The sequence below is a fragment of the Salinivibrio sp. ES.052 genome (assembly GCF_900141775.1).
GTDB lineage: Bacteria > Pseudomonadota > Gammaproteobacteria > Enterobacterales > Vibrionaceae > Salinivibrio.
The window spans coordinates 208,018-224,764 of record NZ_FSRI01000002.1 but is presented as its reverse complement, the minus strand read 5'-3'; the positions used below and the strand labels follow the sequence as shown (position 1 = coordinate 224,764).

At 50.0% G+C, this 16,747-nt stretch carries 19 protein-coding genes; 15 read left to right on the top strand and 4 right to left on the bottom strand.

Annotated elements, in window-relative coordinates; all coding sequences use genetic code 11:
* Nucleotides 1-32: 32 nt before the first annotated feature.
* The gene (locus tag BUQ98_RS10615) at nt 33-1,631 is read right to left on the bottom strand and encodes an AbgT family transporter (RefSeq protein ID WP_074213822.1); all 1,599 of its coding nucleotides are present in this window, start codon (nt 1,629-1,631) and stop codon (nt 33-35) included.
* 249 nt (nt 1,632-1,880) lie between these two features.
* Between BUQ98_RS10615 and BUQ98_RS10610 the strand changes: the two genes are divergently transcribed.
* From BUQ98_RS10610 to BUQ98_RS10595, 4 genes are all read left to right on the top strand, one after another.
* The gene (locus tag BUQ98_RS10610; protein WP_074213821.1) at nt 1,881-2,891 is read left to right on the top strand and encodes an acyltransferase; all 1,011 of its coding nucleotides are present in this window, start codon (nt 1,881-1,883) and stop codon (nt 2,889-2,891) included.
* A 145-nt stretch (nt 2,892-3,036) separates the two neighbouring features.
* Nucleotides 3,037-3,396, top strand: a complete 360-nt coding sequence (locus BUQ98_RS10605; RefSeq protein ID WP_074213820.1) for a DUF4145 domain-containing protein — start codon at nt 3,037-3,039, stop codon at nt 3,394-3,396.
* Nucleotides 3,397-3,536: 140 nt separating this feature from the next.
* Nucleotides 3,537-4,163: a lysoplasmalogenase gene (locus BUQ98_RS10600; protein WP_074213819.1), complete on the top strand. Its 627-nt coding sequence runs from the start codon at nt 3,537-3,539 to the stop codon at nt 4,161-4,163.
* 11 nt (nt 4,164-4,174) lie between these two features.
* A complete protein-coding gene (locus tag BUQ98_RS10595) occupies nt 4,175-4,477 on the top strand; it encodes a putative signal transducing protein (RefSeq protein WP_074213818.1) in 303 nt (100 codons plus the stop codon).
* A 19-nt stretch (nt 4,478-4,496) separates the two neighbouring features.
* On the opposite strand, the gene BUQ98_RS10590 is transcribed toward BUQ98_RS10595, so the two are convergent.
* The gene (locus tag BUQ98_RS10590) at nt 4,497-4,763 is read right to left on the bottom strand and encodes a DUF1145 domain-containing protein (RefSeq protein ID WP_074213817.1); all 267 of its coding nucleotides are present in this window, start codon (nt 4,761-4,763) and stop codon (nt 4,497-4,499) included.
* Entirely contained in the window at nt 4,760-5,389 is a 630-nt protein-coding gene (rsmD, locus tag BUQ98_RS10585; RefSeq protein WP_074213816.1) for a 16S rRNA (guanine(966)-N(2))-methyltransferase RsmD, read from the bottom strand. The genes BUQ98_RS10590 and rsmD overlap by 4 nt, the downstream gene beginning before the upstream one ends.
* Nucleotides 5,390-5,476: 87 nt before the next feature.
* On the opposite strand from rsmD, the gene ftsY reads away from it, so the two are divergent.
* The 8 genes from ftsY (at nt 5,477) to BUQ98_RS10545 (ending at nt 13,414) form a co-directional block, all read left to right on the top strand.
* On the top strand, nt 5,477-6,835 hold the full coding sequence (ftsY, locus tag BUQ98_RS10580) for a signal recognition particle-docking protein FtsY (RefSeq protein WP_074213815.1): 1,359 nt from the start codon (nt 5,477-5,479) through the stop codon (nt 6,833-6,835).
* 2 nt (nt 6,836-6,837) lie between these two features.
* Nucleotides 6,838-7,506 carry a cell division ATP-binding protein FtsE gene (gene ftsE / locus BUQ98_RS10575; RefSeq protein ID WP_074213814.1) on the top strand — a complete coding sequence of 223 codons (669 nt, stop codon included), beginning with the start codon at nt 6,838-6,840 and terminating at the stop codon, nt 7,504-7,506.
* Nucleotides 7,499-8,437: a permease-like cell division protein FtsX gene (gene ftsX / locus BUQ98_RS10570; protein ID WP_074213813.1), complete on the top strand. Its 939-nt coding sequence runs from the start codon at nt 7,499-7,501 to the stop codon at nt 8,435-8,437. Before ftsE ends, ftsX begins: the two co-directional genes overlap by 8 nt.
* A 132-nt stretch (nt 8,438-8,569) precedes the next feature.
* Nucleotides 8,570-9,421 carry an RNA polymerase sigma factor RpoH gene (gene rpoH, locus BUQ98_RS10565; RefSeq protein ID WP_371515118.1) on the top strand — a complete coding sequence of 284 codons (852 nt, stop codon included), beginning with the start codon at nt 8,570-8,572 and terminating at the stop codon, nt 9,419-9,421.
* 317 nt (nt 9,422-9,738) lie between these two features.
* Nucleotides 9,739-10,077 carry a thiosulfate sulfurtransferase GlpE gene (gene glpE / locus BUQ98_RS10560; RefSeq protein WP_074213811.1) on the top strand — a complete coding sequence of 113 codons (339 nt, stop codon included), beginning with the start codon at nt 9,739-9,741 and terminating at the stop codon, nt 10,075-10,077.
* Between the two features lie 8 nt (nt 10,078-10,085).
* Complete coding sequence (glpG, locus tag BUQ98_RS10555) at nt 10,086-10,916, top strand: rhomboid family intramembrane serine protease GlpG (protein WP_074213810.1); 831 nt, start codon at nt 10,086-10,088, stop codon at nt 10,914-10,916.
* Nucleotides 10,917-11,168: 252 nt separating this feature from the next.
* Entirely contained in the window at nt 11,169-12,530 is a 1,362-nt protein-coding gene (gene glpT / locus BUQ98_RS10550) for a glycerol-3-phosphate transporter (RefSeq protein ID WP_074213809.1), read from the top strand.
* An 89-nt stretch (nt 12,531-12,619) separates the two neighbouring features.
* Nucleotides 12,620-13,414 carry a DeoR/GlpR family transcriptional regulator gene (locus BUQ98_RS10545; RefSeq protein WP_074213808.1) on the top strand — a complete coding sequence of 265 codons (795 nt, stop codon included), beginning with the start codon at nt 12,620-12,622 and terminating at the stop codon, nt 13,412-13,414.
* Here the strand turns inward: BUQ98_RS10545 and BUQ98_RS10540 are convergent, their stop codons facing one another.
* On the bottom strand, nt 13,415-13,837 hold the full coding sequence (locus BUQ98_RS10540) for a flagellar basal body-associated protein FliL (RefSeq protein ID WP_074214209.1): 423 nt from the start codon (nt 13,835-13,837) through the stop codon (nt 13,415-13,417).
* A 156-nt stretch (nt 13,838-13,993) separates the two neighbouring features.
* Here BUQ98_RS10540 and BUQ98_RS10535 point away from each other — a divergent pair, with 156 nt between their 5' ends.
* The 3 genes from BUQ98_RS10535 (at nt 13,994) to BUQ98_RS16810 (ending at nt 16,712) form a co-directional block, all read left to right on the top strand.
* Nucleotides 13,994-14,536 carry a chorismate lyase gene (locus BUQ98_RS10535; protein WP_074213807.1) on the top strand — a complete coding sequence of 181 codons (543 nt, stop codon included), beginning with the start codon at nt 13,994-13,996 and terminating at the stop codon, nt 14,534-14,536.
* A complete protein-coding gene (ubiA, locus tag BUQ98_RS10530; protein ID WP_074213806.1) occupies nt 14,533-15,387 on the top strand; it encodes a 4-hydroxybenzoate octaprenyltransferase in 855 nt (284 codons plus the stop codon). The genes BUQ98_RS10535 and ubiA overlap by 4 nt, the downstream gene beginning before the upstream one ends.
* A gap of 96 nt (nt 15,388-15,483) precedes the next feature.
* Nucleotides 15,484-16,712 (top strand): IS3 family transposase gene (locus BUQ98_RS16810; RefSeq protein WP_139294628.1). Its coding sequence is split into 2 segments (ribosomal slippage): nt 15,484-15,835 and nt 15,835-16,712, totalling 1,230 coding nucleotides; the frame shifts between segments, so codons are not numbered across the junction.
* Nucleotides 16,713-16,747: the final 35 nt, after the last annotated feature.

The window sequence follows — 16,747 nt, the reverse complement described above, 5'->3', positions numbered from 1 at the left end:
GACGAACCCGCTTGCCTTTAGATGGGGGGCTATTACTGATTAAAATTGTAGTAAGTCTCTGCTCCCGGGCCAACAGGTAAGCCCAGCACAAAAACCCAAACATAGAACAAGATGCTCCAGCCGACCATAAAGATCATCGAGTAAGGCAGCATGGTGGCAATCAAGGTGCCTATTCCAAGGTTCTTCACATAGCGACACGCCACCGCCAAAATCAGCCCGAAGTAGCTCATCATCGGGGTAATGATGTTGGTCACGGAATCGCCAATCCGGTAGGCCGATTGAATCGTCTCGGGGGCATAACCGACCAGCATTAACATCGGCACAAAGATCGGGGCAGTGATTGCCCACTGCGCCGATGCCGAGCCGACCGAGAGGTTAATCAGGCCACACATTAAGATAAAGGCAAAGAATAATGCTGGCCCTGTTAAACCGATAGTTTGCAGGAAATCCGCGCCGCCGACCGCAATCACTTGGCCAAAATTGGTCCATTTAAAGAACGCCACAAATTGCGCCGCGAAGAACACCAGCACGATATACATGCCCATGGCGCTCATCGACTTGGACATCGAATCAATCACATCGCGATCGTTATTGATGGTGCCGACGGTACGGCCAAACACGATGCCTGGGACGGCAAAGAACACCATAATAAAGGCAACAATGCCTTTCAAAAACGGCGAGCCTGCCACTTCATTAGTCTCGGGGTGACGTAGTGGTCCCCACTCAGGGACGATGGTTAGCGCTAAAATACCGCTGACAATCAGCACCGCAATGCCGGCATTACGAAGACCACGCTTCTCGTCGTCATTGAGCTTGCTCGCGGATGCGGCGGCGACATCTTCAGAGGCTTGGCTGTGGTCATACTGGCCCAGCTTAGGCTCGACAATCTTATCGGTGATCCACGCGCCAACAATCGCGATGAAGAAGGTAGAAACGAACATAAAATACCAGTTCATTTCGGGCCCAACGATGTAGTCTGGGTCAATCATTTGCGCGGCTGACTCGGTGATCCCCGACAGCAAGGGGTCGACAGTCCCCAATAACAAGTTGGCAGAGTAACCGCCTGATACCCCGGCAAACGCCGCGGCAAGCCCGGCTAATGGATGGCGGCCTAATGAGTGGAAGATCATCGCGGCAAGCGGGATTAAAACCACATAACCGAGCTCTGAAGCCGTATTAGAGATAATACCGGCAAAGACAATGGTAAAAGTGACCGTGCGGCGCGACGCGCCCATCACCAGCCCGCGCATGGAGGCTGACAGTAGCCCGGAATGCTCTGCGACCGATACACCGAGCATGGCCACCAGCACGGTGCCGAGCGGGGCAAAGCCGGTAAAGTTTTTCACTAAGTTGGTGACGATCATTTGCAAGCCTTCCGCGTTGAGCAGGCTTTGCACATAAATCATGCCATCAGCGGCACGTCCTTTTGCGCCTTCTGGACGCGGATCCACCACGGAAACATCAAAGTAACCGGCGACACCAGACGCCAACAGAATGGCGACGCAGAAGATCGCAAACAGAGTTACAGGATGGGGCAATAAGTTGCCTAGCCACTCGACGGTATCGAGGAAGCGAGTAAACAGGGTGCGCTTTTGCGGCCCGCCCTGCTGCTCGGAGGTACTTGAGTGCATGTCATTCTTCTCCTTGGTTGTACTGCATTTCCCGTCTATGGGAAAAGAGGCCGAATGTTAATTGTTTTTTAACGTAAATGGCAAGATTAAAAACTAACTTTTAACCTTAAATACCGATCTGTGTGCTAATAAATAGACAAAAAAGAAACATATTTGACTGGATAATGACTTTAACGGACATCATTTGACGGGAAGTTGGCGTATGATGGATAAGTGCTCGATTCGGTGACCGGTTAAAAGTGTTAACAAATGCAACAGACTAAAACACAGACACACATTGATTACCTCGACATATTGCGCGTTCTCGCTGCTTTTTTCGTGGTGGCGATTCATGTACTTGGCCCGTATCGCTCTCAGATAGGCGATATTGCGCTGAGTGATTGGGTGGTCGCGGTGGGGCTGAACAGCGCGAGTCGTTGGGCGGTGCCGATTTTTATTATGATTTCAGGCTTGTTGCTGCTCTCCTCGACACATCCTTTCACCTTGGGGCATTTTATTCGCCGCCGCGTCGTCAAGGTGGTGGTGCCGTTTTTGGTGTGGTCACTGGGGTTTGCGTGTCTCTCTGGACTGACGCCCGATGGTTTTTCGTGGCAGACCGTCACTCAAACACTGCAAGCGGCCCCTCAGCATGAAACCTATTATCACCTTGGTTTTTTCTACTATTACATCCCGTTGCTCCTGTGGGTGCCATTGCTACGCCCGTTAGTGCCACGCTTACCGCCATGGTCAGTGGCTCTGGTTGGACTGGTGTGGATAGGCTTAACCGCCTGGTATTTAACCGGTGCCCATGGCTGGTGGCGGAATGATTTTATCCTCTATGGCGGTTATCTGTGGTTAGGGTATTGGTTGCACCAGTTCCCTCGCGCGTTGCCCCTTTGGTGGGGGCTAGGGCTCCTGGCGTTAGGGGTTACTGAATACCAGGTCGTAGCCACCAGCATCGCGCATCAGCGCTATATCACTGAGGGTTGGCTGTCGTATACCACGGTCAACACGGTGCTGATTAGTGCGGCCTTTTTCTTGGCGATCCGGCAGTGGCGAGCCAATAAAATCACGCCACCATGGGTCGCAACCCTGAGTCGTTATAGTCTGGGAATTTATCTGATCCATCCGCTTTTCCTTTGGCCTGTGAGGGCTTATTGGCCCACTTTATCGCCCGCACTGGTTTGGATACCCTTGCTGACCATCTATGCCTTTGCGGGCGCAGCGTTGACGACTGCTGTATTGCAACGATATCGCACCACTGCTTGGTTGGTACCATAAATGGATGACACTTTTGGCGACAAAAGCGGTCATAACTGATTGAATGTAGGATGACAGGATCAGATCGCAATCATGAAGCCTGATGCCCCTAAATGGTATAAAAACCACCATACTCATAAAGTGGGAGCCGGTAAGGAGAGAGACCATGGATGACGTCGCAGTCGTGATTAAGCACAGTAAGCGCCTAGAAAGCTTGCTGCGTGAGCACTATCACGCGGAAGGGAAAGGGCTTCATCAGCTGGTGGATAGTTGTCAAAAGCGCCTGCCACATGATGTGGTTAAAAAGCTGCGCTTTATCGCCAGTATTCGTAATAAAGTGGTGCATGAAGACGGTTACGAAGTGGATGATATCCGTGAATTTATATCGGTAAGCAAATACTGTGAGTCGGAGCTGGTACCTCGAAGCAATCGGCTGATTTGGCGGCTTGCTGCGGGATTAATATTCTTGTTTACTGCTGGCGCGCTCGGATTTTATGCGCAAGTGTGGCCGCAATGGAGCGGTTAACCGCAAACGTGCTTTCAGAGGTAATACCGGGGTAAACCTTGCGATTTTTTTAAACTGGATCTTATTCTCACCAAGGAGAGCTGGACATATTGTCTGGCCTGCCTAGACTTGTCGTCCTTGTCGTGAAAGGAATGATACTCATGTGGAGCTGGTTCGCTGTCTGTTGTTCTGGACTGCTGCATATCTCCGCAGCCTACCGGGGCCCTCGCTGGCAGTTTTATCTATTTAAGCCACTGACCATAGTGCTATTAATGCTTATTGTCAGCGCGCATCTTAGTGTCTCAACTTATGCGCAATGGGTGCTCATTGCCTTATTGCTTTCCATGGTGGGTGACATCTTCTTAATGTGGCCCAAAGATCGGTTTGTTCAAGGCCTGACGAGCTTTTTACTCGCGCACTTGGTGTACATTTTTGCCTTTTGGGCACAATTCGATGGCCATATGGTCTGGTGGCTGCCCGCTATGCTCTCAGGGCTTGGTATTATTGTATTTTTATTGCTATTGCCTAATTTAGGACAATTTGCGTTCCCTGTGGCGGTCTACATTGCTGTGATCACCCAAATGGTATGGGCAGCAGGCGAGTATTGGTTGAATACCCACTCTCCAGCCGCTGGGTTGGCGTTAGCGGGGGCAATACTTTTTATGGTGTCAGATACGGTGCTCGCCTTTGCCCGTTTCAAAGGGGAGTTTCACGCGGCACAAGCGACGGTGATGTCGAGTTACTTTATTGCTCAGGCATTGATCAGTGCTTCGGTCGTTATCGCGTAGAAGAGGCGCACATGGAAAAAGTCTATCAAGCGATGAATACCCTAGAGGCACATAGTCTGAAAGGTTTGCTGGTGAGCCATCAGATTGATTGTGTGTTAAAAGGTGAAGCCCTAAGCGCAGCGGTTGGCGAGCTACCCACCGATGTACAGGGTGTGACGTTATGGGTCGCGCGAGAAGATGTCACCCGGGCGCGGGGATTACTGCGGGAATACGAAGCACAAAGCCGCACCCATTGGGAATGCCGAGAGTGTGGAGAAGACAATGCCGGTAGCTTTGAACTATGCTGGCAGTGCCAGCATAGTCGCGATGGCTAGCGTGACATTCGACGGTCAGTTAGACCATGTACTTGCGGCGAATATCGAGCAGCGCAAAAATACCAAAAATCAGAATCGACCACTTCTCCCAGCGACTCATGGCAACTTTATCGCCAAACGCACCCAAAAAGATCAGCATTTGCAGCCCATGCATCACTAATAAAAACCCCGTCATAATGTAGAGAGCCATCGCTGCTACACCAGGGAATGGGTGGACAATATTGGCGATCAATACCGCCCAAACAAAGGCGATGGCCGCTTTAGCCAGTAAAATTAACGCTTTCATTCATTTTCTCTCACATCGTCTTGCTCTCTGAAATATAACCGGTAATGGACCTGGCCTGCACGTTTTTCACGATGGCATTGCCAGTAAGCCGGCACGAGAAACTCGCCCAAATCGCTTTCCGCTTCTACGTAAATACAAGCATCGGGAGCCAGCCAATGATTTGCTTCCAGTGCCGCTAACGTGTCATTCAGCAAGCCTTGATGAAACGGAGGATCAACAAAAACGATATCATAAGGGCCGTCTTTAGGGGGATTCGCCAGTATGGCGAGCGCATCGCCGGTATCAATGTGCGCGTTCTCAGCTCCCAGTTGGTTCAGGTTAGTGCGTAACTGTTGGGCGGCAGGTGGATGTTGTTCACAAAAGTGGACCCAACCAGCACCGCGCGACAGCGCTTCAAAGCCCAGCCCGCCACTCCCAGCAAACACATCCAAACAACGCGCACCGGGTAAATAAGGCGCAAGCCAGTTAAAAACGGTTTCTTTTACCCTGTCGGTGGTGGGGCGTAACCCTTGGGCGTCTTGCACCACAAGCTTACGGCCACGCCAGCGACCAGCAATAATTCGGACGGATCCAGCCCCACGAGATACTTGAGTCGATGAGGGTTTGCGGTTAGCGCGTTTAACCATAGATTTTTTGACCGTAAAGAAGGTGATAGACTATGTCGATTCGGTATTGTGCCGCTGATTGTATCAAGCATGCTTTAGGATTTGCCAATGGCAGAAAAAAAGAAACGTGGATTTATGTCATGGTTGGGCTTGGGTCGTAAAAAAGACCAGGCACAGCCAGAGCCAGAACAAGAATCGCTAACCTATTCGCCAGACGTGGCGGATGATTCGGTGGAGTCAGTGACGTCGACGGATACGTCCGTTGATACACCATCACAAACCCAACAAGAATACCTTGAACCTGAGGGTAAAAGCGACGCTAATACCGTGCCAGAGCCAGAGCCAGAGCCAGAGCCAGAGCCAGAGCCAGAGCCAGAGCCAGAGCCAGAGCCAGAGCCAGAGCCAGAGCCAGAGCCAGAGCCAGAGCCAGAGCCAGAGCCAGAGCCAGAGCCAGAGCCAGAGCCAGAGCCAGAGCCAGAGCCAGAGCCAGAGCCAGAGCCAGAATCCTCCCCCGTGGTGGCGGTGCGTGAGCGGGAAAAACCGCAACGTGAAGGTTTCTTTGCCCGTTTGAAACGCGGCCTGCAAAAAACTAAAACCAACCTTGGGTCCGGTTTCTTTAGCTTGTTTAGCGGTAAGAAAATCGATGATGATCTATTCGAAGAGCTTGAAGAGCAGTTACTGATTTCTGATGTGGGGATGGAAGCCACCACCAAAATCATCGACAACCTGACCGATAAAGCCAGTCGTCGCGATCTCAAAGATGGCGAAGCGCTGTACAGCATCTTAAAGCAAGAAATGGCACAGATGTTGGAAAAAGTGGAGCAGCCCTTGGTGCTGACTGATCAAAAGCCGTATGTGATTTTGATGGTCGGAGTGAATGGCGTCGGTAAAACCACCACCATTGGCAAAATGGCACGTCAATTCCAAGATCAGGGTAAATCTGTGATGTTGGCTGCCGGTGATACCTTCCGAGCCGCCGCCGTCGAGCAGCTTCAGGCTTGGGGTGAGCGCAATCAAGTGCCTGTTATTGCCCAGCATACGGGCGCTGACAGTGCTTCTGTTCTTTATGATGCCATTGAAGCGGCCAAAGCCCGCAATGTGGATGTGGTGATTGCTGACACCGCGGGACGTTTGCAAAACAAAGCCAACTTGATGGAAGAGTTACGCAAAATTGTCCGTGTGATGCAAAAACTGGATGTAGGCGCGCCCCACGAAGTGATGCTTACTCTGGATGCAGGCACCGGACAGAATGCGATTAGCCAGGCCAAATTGTTTAACGAGATTGCGCCGATCACCGGCATTACGCTGACTAAGTTAGATGGTACCGCGAAAGGGGGCGTGATTTTTGCGGTGGCTGAACAATTTAATATTCCGATCCGCTATATTGGTGTCGGTGAAGGTATTGAAGATCTGCGGACCTTTAATGCCAATGACTTTATCGAGGCGTTGTTTAGCCGGGAGGAATAACCGTGATTCAGTTTCAGCAGGTAAGCAAAGCCTATCGGGGTGGACGTCAGGCCCTGCAAAAAGTCAGTTTTGATCTGCCTAAGGGAGACATGGCTTTATTGACGGGTCACTCGGGCGCAGGGAAGAGCACCTTGTTGAAACTGATTTGTGCCATTGAACGTCCCAGCGATGGGCAAATTTATTTCAATGGGCATGATATTTCGCGTATTCCTCGTCAAGACATTCCCTTCTTGCGTCGCCATTTAGGGGTTATCTTTCAAGACCATAAATTGCTGATGGAGGCGACGGTATTCGAAAACGTCGCCTTACCACTGCGCATTGAACAACAGCCGGACAATGAAATCAAAAAGCGGGTTTCAGCTGCCTTGGATAAAGTGGGTTTACTCGATAAAGCGCGTTGTAACCCGATACAGCTTTCTGGGGGTGAACAACAGCGCGTTGGCATTGCTCGTGCGGTGGTCAATCGCCCTCAAGTCCTCTTAGCGGACGAACCAACGGGTAATTTAGATGCCGCTCTGTCAGCGCAAATCATGGAGCTATTCCGCTTGTTCAACCAAGTCGGCGTGACCATTTTAATGGCAACCCATGACACCAGCCTGCTGGCGCAATACCACCACTTACGGCGTTTTGACCTCCAGCAAGGGAGTTTGGCGGAGGTACGTCATGGCTGAGTCATTTATTCAGACCCAGAAACGCCACGCTCTCACTGCCTGGGATGATCTTTTTCAGCGTCCGATGGGTAATTTACTCACGCTGATGGTGTTGGCGGTCGCGTTATCGTTGCCGGCTACCTTTTATTTACTCGCCAAAAATGTGGTGGCAGTGAGTGAGCAATGGCACAGCCCAGCGGAGATTAATGTTTTTTTAACCCCTGTGCAGTCTAAGCAACACGGACAAGATCTTGCTGATAAGCTGAGCGCTTGGCCTAATATTGATAGCGTAGAATATGTTTCTCCCTCTGAGGGGATGACAGCACTCAAAACCCAGCGCGGATTTAATCAAGCGATTAGTTTATTAGACGATAACCCTCTTCCCAGTGTGATTGTGGTCGTGCCAACGACGGATACGGAGGAAGGGGAGTCTGCGCTTTCCTTATCAGCTCGCGCAGAGGCATTGGCTGAGCAATTAAGCGCGTTAGACGCCGTGGATGAAGTACGCCTTGATACGGATTGGTTAGCGCGATTGGATGCAATTAAAACGTTGGCCCTCACCTTGGCCTGGCTATTTTCCTGCTTAATGCTCGCTGCGGTGGTGTTACTGGTTGGTAATACGCTTCGGTTACAAGTCCTGCATCATCAACCCCGCATTCAGGTGATGAAAATGGTGGGGGCGACAGACAGCTTTATCTTGCGCCCGTACTTATATATGGGGGTATGGTTAGGTAGCTTAGCTGCAATAGTGGCCTGGATACTGACAGCGTTAAACACGTGGCTCATGGATGGCGCGGTTCGCCAATTTGCACAGCTTTATGACAGTCCCTTTACCCTCCGTGGACTGAATTGGGACGAGTCTTTGCTATTATTGATGGGGTCAACCTTACTTGGCGTCTTGGCAGCATTGCTTGCCACACGTCGTCACTTAAAAGAGATTGAACCTGTTTAGGGGTAAAACGGTCATAGAACAACGAGAGAGACATCAGGGCTTGCAGTTTTTCCCCGCTTGGGTATATTTTGCATGCTTAATCAGCAATTCGGTCTTCGACGATTCGGAAACGAGGTTTGAATGACAAAAGAGATGAACGCACTGGCACCGATTGTACAAGGTAGCATTGACGGTTACCTGCAAGCGGTAAACAGCCACCCTATGCTCAGCGCGGAAGAGGAGCATTCGCTGGCCGAGCGTCTCCATTACCATGGTGATCTGGAGGCGGCAAAGTCGCTGATCCTATCTCATTTGCGTTTTGTTGTTCATATTGCCCGTGGATACACCGGATACGGCTTACCCATCGCGGATTTGGTTCAAGAAGGTAATATTGGCTTGATGAAGGCGGTCAAACGTTTCAACCCTGAAGTTGGCGTCCGTCTTGTGTCATTTGCTGTCCACTGGATCAAAGCCGAAATTCACGAGTACGTACTACGTAACTGGCGTATCGTTAAAGTGGCGACGACCAAAGCGCAACGTAAGTTGTTTTTTAACTTACGTAAAAACAAGAAGCGCTTGGGTTGGTTTAACAACGACGAAGTGAATATGGTCGCCGAACAGCTTGGTGTTGAGGCATCGGAAGTCCGAGAGATGGAAGCGCGTCTAGCGGCACAAGATGCGACCTTTGAGGCTCCTGCCAACGCTGACGACGAGCGTGAAAGTGGCCCGATGGCACCGGTTTTCTATCTTGAGGATAAAAGCTCAGATATTGCCGAGTCACTAGAGGCCGAAAACTGGGAAGCGCACGCGAATCGTCGTTTAGCAAACGCATTGGCGGGACTGGATGAGCGCAGCCAGCACATTGTTCGTGCCCGTTGGTTGGATGACAACAAGGCGACGCTGCAAGATTTGGCGACGCACTATCAGGTATCAGCAGAGCGCGTGCGACAGTTAGAGAAAAACGCGATGAAGAAGCTGAAACAAGCAATGGGTGATGCCTTATAGATCCTAGCAGGATCAGATAAACCGGCCAGTGGCCGGTTTTTTTATGCCTGAAAAAGAAGTAAATGATGGGGTGTCGACAATGTTATTCACAGCTTATCCTGGATCCATACTACATCTAGTGGATCCAGGAATAAGATCATCGCTTATCAACGCAATCCACAGCTTTTTCCACAAACGATCAAAAAGCGCGCACAGCATGTATGGCTAGGCAAGCGAGCGAAAACAAACTCAGGTACAATGCGGACTCTTATCGAGGAGCACGCTATCCTCGTGTAACGCCTACTGGGAATAACTTTGTGAGTGGAGTGGTATAAGGTATGGATCAGTTCGCACATATCTCTGTGACCGATGCGTGGGAAATGCTGAGTGATGATCAGCAAAATGCAGTATTAGTGGATATTCGGGATCCTCAAACATTTCAGGTCTCGCACCCCCAAAGTGCCTATCATCTGACTAACGATTCCTTGGTGGCATTTATGGATCAGGTTGACTTTGATCAACCTGTTCTGGTGATGTGCTATCACGGGATCAGTAGCCAAGGTGCCGCCCAATATCTCATTAATCAAGGGTTTGATTCGGTATACAGTGTTGATGGTGGGTTTGAAGCGTGGCACCGACAAGCGCTGCCGACCACATCGGGGATCGATCTTAAATAGGATAGTCCATGCAAAAAATCGCGGTATTGCCTAATGCTCGCTTAGCACAAGCTTTTGTTGATTACGCGGCGGCACATAGAGTCAAGCTTGAGTTAGCGCCTGAACCCGAGGCACAGGTTGCTCTCTGGCTGGTCAATGAAGACGATAAAGCCTGGATCGACACAGAGCTCGAACGTTTTATCGCGGATCCTATGCATAGCCGTTACCAAGCGGCGTCTTGGCAAGTGGCTGAAACTCGCCAAGCGCGCTTCCATTATCCCTCTGCTGGATTATGGCAAACGGTGAAAGATAAGTCTGGCCCTGTCACCTTGGTAGTGATGTGCGTCAGTGTGGTGTTGTTTGCCTTAATGACGTTAGGCGGGTTTGAGGTCGTGGTGCGCAGTTTGCTATTTCCGTCAGACAGCCACCAGCGTTGGCAATTGTGGCGTCTATTCAGCCATGCGCTGCTGCATTTCTCTGCCTTACATATCATCTTCAATCTACTGTGGTGGTGGGTATTAGGTGGCCGTATTGAGCGCCTTGGAAGTAGCAGTAAACTGGTTCAGATTTTCCTGTTTGCGGCACTGTTCTCTGGTTTAGGTCAGTATTGGTTAGAAGGCCCATATTTTGGTGGCCTGTCCGGTGTGGTTTATGCGCTCTTGGGCTATTTATGGTGGTTAACTTGGCTAGCCCCCGAGCGTGGATTAACCATCGAGAAACCTTATGTCATCTTTATGCTGGTATGGCTTGTGATTGGCTTTTTCCAGCCTATGGGCATGAATATCGCCAATATGGCACATTTATTTGGTTTAATGATCGGTTGCGCCCTTGGTTTATGGGATGCTAAACGCCACGCTTGACGACATTCTTCCCCCGGCTCCTTCGACAGATACGAGCAGCAATCAAAAAAGAGCAATGACTTGCTCTTTTTTTGTTCGAAAGCACGCCTTTATTGCGTCAGATCTATGTTTTTATGTTCGCTTTCACGGTTTTAACTTTCATTTTGAGTAATTATTCCACTCGTTGAGCGAATGCGAAAAATTTATTGCTCACTTTTTTGATTTTTATCCTTTTTATAAATCCATCGCGTACATCTTACTGAGGACCCTCTCATGTTTGGAATCTTCCGGCCGGCAGCTCACCGGCAAAGGTTGCCAGAATCACAGATCGGTGATACCTACACCCGACTGCGCTGGCAACTGTTTTTTGGTATTTTTATCGGCTATGCCGGTTACTATCTGGTGCGTAAAAACTTTAGCTTGGCGATGCCTTTTCTGATTGATGAATATGGCTTTAGTCGAGGTGATTTAGGCGTGGCACTGGCGGCGGTGTCGATCGCATATGGCTTGTCCAAGTTTCTGATGGGCAGTGTGTCTGACCGCTCAAATCCAAGGTATTTTTTAAGTGCCGGTCTTTTGATGTCATCGTTGGTGATGTTCAGTTTTGGTTTCTTGCCATGGACGACGAGCAGCATTGCGATCATGTTTGTGCTGTTGTTTATCAATGGTTGGGTGCAAGGCATGGGGTGGCCGGCCTGTGGGCGAACCATGGTGCACTGGTGGTCACGACGTGAGCGAGGTGAGTTAGTCTCGGTATGGAACGTTGCCCATAATATCGGTGGTGGGCTGATTGGCCCCTTGTTCTTACTGGGCTTATGGCTGTTTAACGATGACTGGCGTGCTTCTTTCTACGTGCCGGCATTCTTCGCCGCGTTGGTTGCCGTCTTTATCTGGTTTACCCTCCGAGATACTCCACAGTCTTGTGGCTTGCCCCCGATTGAAGAGTATAAAGACGATTATCCGGACAACTATGACGAAGAAGCGTTTGAAAAAGAAATGAGCGCTAAGGATATTTTTGTCACCTACGTGATGAAAAACCGTCTGTTGTGGTATATCGCGATTGCCAATGCCTTTGTGTACTTGATTCGCTATGGTGTGCTCGATTGGGCGCCGGTTTATCTCGATGAAGCGAAAGGCTTTACCGTGGATAAATCCTCATGGGCTTACTTCCTCTATGAATGGGCGGGGATCCCAGGAACATTATTGTGCGGCTGGATGTCTGATAAGTTCTTTAAAGGTGCACGAGCGCCAGCGGGTGTGCTCTTTATGGTACTGGTGACCGTGGCGGTGCTTGTCTACTGGTTCAACCCGGCGGGTAACCCAGGTATCGATATGGTTGCCTTGGTCGCGATTGGCTTTTTGATTTATGGGCCTGTGATGCTGATTGGTCTGTATGCACTTGAGCTAGCACCGAAAAAAGCGGCAGGGACTGCGGCAGGTTTGACCGGATTATTCGGTTACCTTGGTGGCGCGGTTGTTGCCAACATTGCACTCGGTTATACCGTTGACCACTTCGGTTGGGACGGCGGCTTCATGCTGCTCACCGGTGGCTGTATCTTGGCGATTTTCTTCCTGTGTTTGGCATGGGTCGGGGAGCATCGTGTGCGTCGTGACACGCCTGTGCACGCTGCTTAAATAATCTGTCTTGGCATCGCCTAGTGGCTATGCGTAAACTAGGAAGCCCTCGTGATCGCGGGGGCTTTTTTTTGTAAGGGGGAGAGGCAGTGAAGCAAAACAAACGTCACCAGCAAATCATTGATCTGGTTAAATCACAAGGATACGTGAGCACGGAAGACTTGGTTGAGCGCTTCAATGTCAGCCCACAAACGATTCGACGTGATCTGAATGAGCTGGCTGCGGAAAACCATATTCGTCGTCACCATGGGGGAGCAACGGTCCCTTCAAGCTCGGAAAATACGGCGTACGCCACTCGTAAAGTCCTCCAGCAACAAGAAAAAGACACCATTGCTCAGGCGCTTGTCCAACATATTCCTGATGGGGCGACCTTGTTCATCGATATCGGCACCACCCCCGAAGCGGTGGCTCGAGCACTTCTCGAACATCACAACTTACGGGTGGTCACCAATAACCTGAATGCCGCCGCGATCTTGATGCCAAAGCAGGACTTTACGGTGATTATTGCTGGCGGAGAGGTACGCAATCGCGATGGCGGGATTGTCGGCGAAGCCACGCTCGACTTTGTTTCTCAATTCCGGCTCGATTTTGGTATTTTGGGGATCAGTGGCATCGATGACGATGGGTCGTTACTGGATTTTGATTATCATGAAGTACGGGTCAAAAAAGCTATCTTAGATAACAGCCGCTGTGTGATGTTGGCCGCGGATCATACTAAATTTGGCCGTAATGCGATGGTTAATTTGGGGAACATTACTCAACTGGATATGGTCTTTACCGATGCGACGCCCCCAGCGCAGATCCGCGAGATGTTAGCAGCCCAAGGAAGCCACCTTGAGGTGATTAGTCATGCAGCTCCAGCAGATGATCTCGCGGCGTCGTAATTACTGGTACAAATATTTCGTAAATAGCAGGTCGGTGAGCATCCGCCGGTTGGTTTCGGCGAGCAATAACTCGTTGACCTTTTCTAAACAGGCTTTGCGGATGGTCTCTCGTCCTGATAGCGATTTTATTTGGGTGGCGGTTTGCTGATTCAAGGTTTCAATGATGACATCGCGGATCAGCGGAGAGTGGTATTCCAGTTTGCTGACTAAATTTGGGTCATCAACCATTAATTCAACTTTCACTTTGATAAAGCCCAGACGACGGCCTTCAGTGACATAATTGGTGGTAATTTCCGGCTCTAAAGAAAAATAGCTGTACTTAGGGTTATCACCGTTACTGCCATCTTCTTGTGCATGGACGGCGGTGGTAACCCATAACAGCAGGCTTAGCATAACCATCAATAAAGGTTGTCGTTTACTCATAACCACCCAGCAATTCCGTTCGTGGTTCATAGGGATAGGCCGCGCGCATTCTCCAATGGCGGTGAGCCTGATATAATTGCCCACCGAGTATAGCAACATTGTCCGCCTCATAGGGGTAAGGACAGGCGAATTTTGCGCGATGTGGCACAGGAAACAATGTCGGAATTAAATCATACCTATCTAGAGGCGCTGCAAACGGCACGCTGGGAGCGACCAGATATTGCGGCGCTAAAGCGCACCGCAGAAGGGAGCTGGTTACTCGAATCGCACTCAATGACAGCACGATTAAAGCGCCACTGTCATGACTTTGATGTGGATGTGCTTGCTGTCTATCAATTAACCCCAGACAAACTGACCGACAGCGAAAGCGCGCTGATTGGTCAAGAGGCCTGTGTGGTGCGTGAAGTGGTACTAAAAGGCGATGGACTCCCTTGGTTGTGCGCGCGTACCTTGATGCCGGCCTCCACCTTGGAAGGTCAAGGTGATCATCTGCACGCACTGGGGACCGAACCATTAGGCCAGCATGTGTTTAAGCAGCGCGCCTCACGGCGAGATGCGATTGAAACCGCTAATGTAGTGTGCCTGCCCCATCAGTTGTATGCGCGTCGCTCTCGCCTTTGGCTCCACAACCGGCCAATGTTAGTGGCAGAACTGTTTCTGCCAGACTCACCTGTGTATGGAAAGGAGATCCCTGCATGAGCGCAAAACTGGCCGCCTTCGGACAGCTGGCCCGTCTAGACCGGCCCATAGGCACTTTATTGCTATTATGGCCAACTTTATGGGCCTTGTTTCTCGCTGCCGATGGCATGCCGTCACTGTTAACCCTGGTGGTCTTTGTGCTCGGGGTATATATGATGCGTGCCGCCGGGTGTGTCATTAACGATTATGCGGATCGCCATTTCGATGGCCATGTTAAGCGCACCAAAGATAGGCCCTTACCGGCCGGACGGATCAGCGAAAAAGAAGCGCTTGGCTTTTTTATTATGTTGGTATTCGGTGCGTTTTTGCTGGTGCTCACCCAAAACCGTTTGACCATTCAGCTTTCTTTTGTCGGCGTCGCGCTGGCGTTTATTTATCCTTTTATGAAGCGCTACACCCATCTGCCTCAGTTAGTATTAGGGCTGGCGTTTAGCTGGGCGATCCCCATGGCGTTTGCGGCGGCGCAAAATGCGCTGCCACCAGTGGTTTGGTTGCTGTTTCTCGCCAATATTTGTTGGACCATCGCTTACGACACCTTGTATGCCATGGTCGATAGAGACGATGACGTGAAAATTGGTATCAAATCGACGGCGATTCTATTTGGCTGCTGGGATAAAGCGACGGTGGGTGGCTTGCAATTATTAACCCTAGGGCTGCTGATGCTCGCCGGGCAGTGGTTAGCGCTGTCGCCAGCCTATCAGTGGAGCTTATTGGCCGCCTTTGCATTGTTTGTCTATCAGCAATACCTCGCTAGAGAGCGCGAGCGGATGGCGTGCTTTAAAGCCTTTTTGAACAATAACTACGTCGGCCTAGTGATTTTTATTGGTGTACTTTTGGGCATATACGGATAATCCAGCGAGTAAAATAAAAAGGCGCTTCAGATAGAAGCGCCTTTTTTATCAATGTTGTCCCGTCCTGAAATACGTTGACATAAAGAGGACTTCTTTATGACAACATCAAGTAATTCAAGCCGTAAGCGCACGCAACGTGATTACACCTTAGCCTTTAAATTAGGCGTTGTAGAGCGTGTTGAAAAAGGCGAAATGACGTACAAACAAGCTCAAGCCCGTTTTGGCATTCAGGGCCGCTCAACGGTACTCGTCTGGCTCAGAAAACATGGTAGACTCGATTGGTCGAAGCCATTTCAGCATCCCCTTATGCCACATTCAAAAGAAACCCCATCCGAAACTATCAAGCGCCTTGAGCGTGAGTTAGCCGAAGAGAAACTGCGTAACCAAATCCTCAATGGTATGGTCGATATCATGGACAATGAGTACGGAGCCGGCCTCAGAAAAAAGTACTTATCCGGTACATCTGGCAAGCCAAAGCCAAAAGTAAAATAAAGTTAGCGGCGGCATGTCGTGCCACAGGCATTTCTCGGCAAGGTGTCTATCAAGCCGTTGCTCGAATGGAAAGCCGAAGAGCTGAACTATCAATCATCAGAGACTGGGTCCAATACTGGCGTAAGTATATGCCGAGGTTAGGGGCGCGTAAGCTCTACGCGTTGGTAAAGCCCAAGCTAGTTGAACACGAAATTAAGCTAGGGCGAGACGGGTTTTTTAGCTATCTGAGAAGCGAAGGCTTACTGGTTAAACCCAAGAAAAGCTACACAAAAACTACGTGTAGTAAGCACTGGATGAAGAAGCATCCTAACCTGCTAAAAGAAGACGGACTGCATGATGCTGCGCATATACTGGTCAGCGACATCACTTATGTTGAATCAGACCAAGGTGTGCACTATCTGTCACTGGTGACCGATGCCAACTCACGCAAGATAGTGGGTCATCACGTTAGCGAAGATATGAAAGTCGACAATGTAGTGAAAGCGCTGAAAATGGCCGTCAAAGATAAGCGCTATATCGGCAATGCGGTACATCACTCAGACCGAGGTTCGCAATACTGCTCAGCCGTTTATCAGAGTGCGCTACAGGAGAGTCAAATCCAGCCGTCGATGACGGATGGTTATGATTGCTACCAAAACGCGTTAGCGGAAAGAGTCAATGGCATACTGAAGCATGAGTTTTTACTGTACCGGTGTAAGACACTGACAGAGCTTAAAATATTGGTAAAAGAATCGATAGCGATATACAACGAAATGAGACCGCACCTAAGTTTAAGTATGGCAACCCCCAATCAGGTGCATAATAAAAAAGGCCAGCTACTGGAGCTGGCCTAAAAACTGTCAACCTATATTAGGACGGGACATGTAGC

Bases quoted from the DNA above. Each gene is read 5' to 3' on its own strand.
- BUQ98_RS10615 (WP_074213822.1), bottom strand. From the start codon at position 1,631: ATGCACTCAAGTACCTCCGAGCAGCAGGGCGGGCCGCAAAAGCGCACC.
- BUQ98_RS10610 (WP_074213821.1), top strand. From the start codon at position 1,881: ATGCAACAGACTAAAACACAGACACACATTGATTACCTCGACATATTG.
- BUQ98_RS10605 (WP_074213820.1), top strand. From the start codon at position 3,037: ATGGATGACGTCGCAGTCGTGATTAAGCACAGTAAGCGCCTAGAAAGC.
- BUQ98_RS10600 (WP_074213819.1), top strand. From the start codon at position 3,537: ATGTGGAGCTGGTTCGCTGTCTGTTGTTCTGGACTGCTGCATATCTCC.
- BUQ98_RS10595 (WP_074213818.1), top strand. From the start codon at position 4,175: ATGGAAAAAGTCTATCAAGCGATGAATACCCTAGAGGCACATAGTCTG.
- BUQ98_RS10590 (WP_074213817.1), bottom strand. From the start codon at position 4,763: ATGAAAGCGTTAATTTTACTGGCTAAAGCGGCCATCGCCTTTGTTTGG.
- rsmD (WP_074213816.1), bottom strand. From the start codon at position 5,389: ATGGTTAAACGCGCTAACCGCAAACCCTCATCGACTCAAGTATCTCGT.
- ftsY (WP_074213815.1), top strand. From the start codon at position 5,477: ATGGCAGAAAAAAAGAAACGTGGATTTATGTCATGGTTGGGCTTGGGT.
- ftsX (WP_074213813.1), top strand. From the start codon at position 7,499: ATGGCTGAGTCATTTATTCAGACCCAGAAACGCCACGCTCTCACTGCC.
- rpoH (WP_371515118.1), top strand. From the start codon at position 8,570: ATGAACGCACTGGCACCGATTGTACAAGGTAGCATTGACGGTTACCTG.
- glpE (WP_074213811.1), top strand. From the start codon at position 9,739: ATGGATCAGTTCGCACATATCTCTGTGACCGATGCGTGGGAAATGCTG.
- glpG (WP_074213810.1), top strand. From the start codon at position 10,086: ATGCAAAAAATCGCGGTATTGCCTAATGCTCGCTTAGCACAAGCTTTT.
- glpT (WP_074213809.1), top strand. From the start codon at position 11,169: ATGTTTGGAATCTTCCGGCCGGCAGCTCACCGGCAAAGGTTGCCAGAA.
- BUQ98_RS10540 (WP_074214209.1), bottom strand. From the start codon at position 13,837: ATGAGTAAACGACAACCTTTATTGATGGTTATGCTAAGCCTGCTGTTA.
- BUQ98_RS10535 (WP_074213807.1), top strand. From the start codon at position 13,994: ATGTCGGAATTAAATCATACCTATCTAGAGGCGCTGCAAACGGCACGC.
- ubiA (WP_074213806.1), top strand. From the start codon at position 14,533: ATGAGCGCAAAACTGGCCGCCTTCGGACAGCTGGCCCGTCTAGACCGG.